The 2,998-nt window shown below is 44.6% G+C and carries 3 protein-coding genes; 1 reads left to right on the top strand and 2 read right to left on the bottom strand.

Features of this window, described 5'->3' with window-relative positions; all coding sequences use genetic code 11:
- Nucleotides 1–160 precede the first annotated feature (160 nt).
- Nucleotides 161–937 (top strand): SDR family NAD(P)-dependent oxidoreductase, encoded by a 777-nt coding sequence (locus QUB30_RS33210; protein WP_333342537.1) that lies wholly within the window; start codon nt 161–163, stop codon nt 935–937.
- 98 nt (nt 938–1,035) lie between these two features.
- On the opposite strand, the gene QUB30_RS33205 is transcribed toward QUB30_RS33210, so the two are convergent.
- Nucleotides 1,036–1,473, bottom strand: coding sequence for a hypothetical protein (locus tag QUB30_RS33205; RefSeq protein ID WP_333342534.1), 438 nt, complete (start codon nt 1,471–1,473; stop codon nt 1,036–1,038).
- Nucleotides 1,474–1,641: 168 nt separating this feature from the next.
- Complete coding sequence (gene cofG, locus QUB30_RS33200) at nt 1,642–2,598, bottom strand: 7,8-didemethyl-8-hydroxy-5-deazariboflavin synthase subunit CofG (RefSeq protein WP_333342532.1); 957 nt, start codon at nt 2,596–2,598, stop codon at nt 1,642–1,644.
- Nucleotides 2,599–2,998: the final 400 nt, after the last annotated feature.

Genomic DNA, 2,998 nt, shown 5'->3' with positions numbered 1-2,998 from the left:
GTTTAACTGCTTATCAATCTATTCAACAAGCTCTCTCGATTGATGGCTCCCTTTTTTCCCCTAGTTGAGCAATTACATCTATGGTTAGGACTAAAGCTCTCTCTTTAGTCCTATTTTTAGGCGATACGATCGTGTATAATGTGATTTTACATAAAAAATTATGAAACTTTCACAAAAAGTTGCCGTTATTACCGGCGGTGGGTCGGGAATTGGTCGTGCAGCAGCAATTTTAATGGCCAAGGAAGGCGCAAAAGTTGCTATTATCAATCGCACTTTAGAAACCGGGCAAGAAACCGTCCGCCAGTTGGTCGATGAAGGAGGCTGCGGGCTAGCTATTGCAGCAGATGTGGCCGATTATCTGCAAATGCAACAGGCATTTCAAACCATTTTTGATGAATATCAAAGGATTGATCTTGTGTTGGCAAATGCAGGTATTAACGGTGTATGGTCGCCGATAGAAGAGATAGAACCCGAAGAGTGGGACAGGACAATTAATACCAACCTCAGAGGAACATTTTTGACTGTTAAGTATGCTGTTCCTTATCTGAAAAAACAAGGAGGTTCCATCGTCATTACATCGTCGATTAATGGCACCCGAAGTTTCAAGAAAGTTGGCGCCACAGCTTACGCTTCCAGCAAAGCAGCCCAAGTAGCTTTAGCGAAAATGCTGGCGTTAGAACTTGCTCCCAGCCAAATCAGAGTCAATGTTATCTGTCCGGGGGCGGTGGTGACTGCCATTGGGGAAAGCACGGTTAAGCGCCATCTTGATGACATTCCACTCCCGCCTGATGCCATTCAAGACCTGATTCCTTTGAGGGATAATACCGCCGGTTCTAGTGAAGAAGTCGCCCAGTTAGTTTTATTTCTGGTATCAGATGCGTCCAGCTTTATCACAGGTACTGAAGTGTGGATTGATGGTGGCGGTTCTTTGATTTAAAATCTGATATAGCGGTTATTAGTCACATGAAGTATATCTTGGAAGCTAAAAACCATACTAATAAAGGAATTCAACATACCTCACTATAGCGAGAAAGGCTATAGGTTGCGATTAATTCTTTGAATCGGTCGGACGTAATTTGTATGAGCTCTGACCCAGCAGCGAAATCGACTGAATGAAGTACCAACCCATAGCCAAGATTTTCCCCGTCGGTCAAGAGAAATTCCAACAGTATCAAATCTTTTTCCAGTTGGCATAATCCTATCAACTGGCAACTCAAGCATATCCAGTCGGTTACTTTGACCAGTCCTATCTTGGCAGCGAACATTCAAACCTTCTGGATCTACGGCTTCCCACACCCAAGGCATGACTCCACTATTTCCGTTGACAATGCAGTAGTCTCCATTTTTGTCAGCCTCCTGATATGCGCTGGGATTTTGAACTTCGAGCAAGGGGGTAGCGACGCTCCCACCAGAAAAAGAAGGAAAGAAAACTCCGGGCGTGAAGATTAGATTAATCACAAGATTTTTGAACATAAGATTGCCCGCAAACTGATAAATTCTATTTACATATAGCCTTTCTCACCCTAGTGAGGTATGCTGAATCCATCGATTGTCAAGCTTTTGATCTCCAAGGATATACCTCACCTGACCAAGAACCCCTATATGATATCTCAACAAATAAGTGACGTAAACGCCATAAATTTAATAAATATTCCCAAGTCTCCATTGTTTGACAGCAGTTTGCAATGTCTGCGGCAGCCACTTATCGTACTGAGGATAAACAGGCAAACGTTGCACAAGTTGCCATCCCGATGCTGCTAAAATTTCTGTTAAAGTTTGGTGTTGCAGGTGAGGATAATCGGGATTAACTTCATCCCGCGGCCCAATTCCTCCTAAATCTCTAGCACCTGCTTCTAAACAAGCCAGCAATATGTCTGGCTGTGCAACTAAATTGGGGGGAATTTGCAGCCTGATTTCAGATGGTAAAATGCTGCGGGCGATCGCAATTACTTCCGGCATTTTTGTAGCATCAAAAACTTCACCATCCCAACTTTGTTGATTTCCCGGACTGTGTGGCTGGAGGATAACTTCTTGAATGTGATTGTAACGCGAATGAATCCGGGCGATCGCCTCCAGCGTCTCAATCCAATCGGCCTCACTTTCCCCAATTCCCAGCAGCAAACCAGTTGTAAACGGAATCTTTAATTCCCCAGCCAATTCTAACTGTTGCAGCCGCAGCGCCGGCACTTTACTCGGTGCGTGTCGGTGAACCGTTTGTAACAAATCTGGGGCAAGCTGTTCTAGCATCAGCCCCATCGATACATTCACATCTTTTAACTGTGCCATCTCCTCAAAACTGAGCGGCCCCACATTAGTATGCGGCAAAAATCCCAGAGCAAGTGCCAGTTCGCACAAATCGTAAATCCGCTGCAACCAAGCTTTGCGCCGTTTACTTTGGGGATGTACCTCGCCGCTGAGGATGAGAATTTCAATTACACCTTGAGTTTGCAGGAAGTTGAGCTGTTTTTCGGCTTCTGGTAGCGTCAGCCAAGGACTTTGCAGGGGTTCGGCCCGAAAATTGCAATAGGTGCAGCGGTTAAAACACTCGTAAGTGGGAACCAGAGTATAAGCAGGGCTGTAGGTGACTGTGCGGGACATTCCTTGGGATTTTTATCGATCGGACTTACGCAACAACATATATCTGTCAGTACAAGTTTTGCGGTTTACCATCCTAACCCTTCATCTATCTTAACACTGACGCCAGTCCACAATCTGGTTGCCCAGCTAAATTATGAGCATTCTGTATCTCGTGCGATCGTCCACAAATTCCGCACTCTGCTTTTTCAAACCCCATACAGCAAGCCTTCTGGCTTCTTATCAGCGCAGCTTATGAGATTCATAACAAAAACTGTGCTTAAAACCCCTTTACAAACTGAAATAAAAGCTTTATGTTTATTTACATGGCGGAACACAAAGCCGTAGCGAACATTGAAAACCAAATAAAGCAATCATAAAACCATGACCACAACCTTACAGCAGCGCGAAAGCGCCAACCTGT

The organism is Microcoleus sp. BROC3, from assembly GCF_036702515.1.
Classification (GTDB): domain Bacteria; phylum Cyanobacteriota; class Cyanobacteriia; order Cyanobacteriales; family Microcoleaceae; genus Microcoleus.
This window is presented reverse-complemented; position numbering and strand designations above follow the sequence as displayed.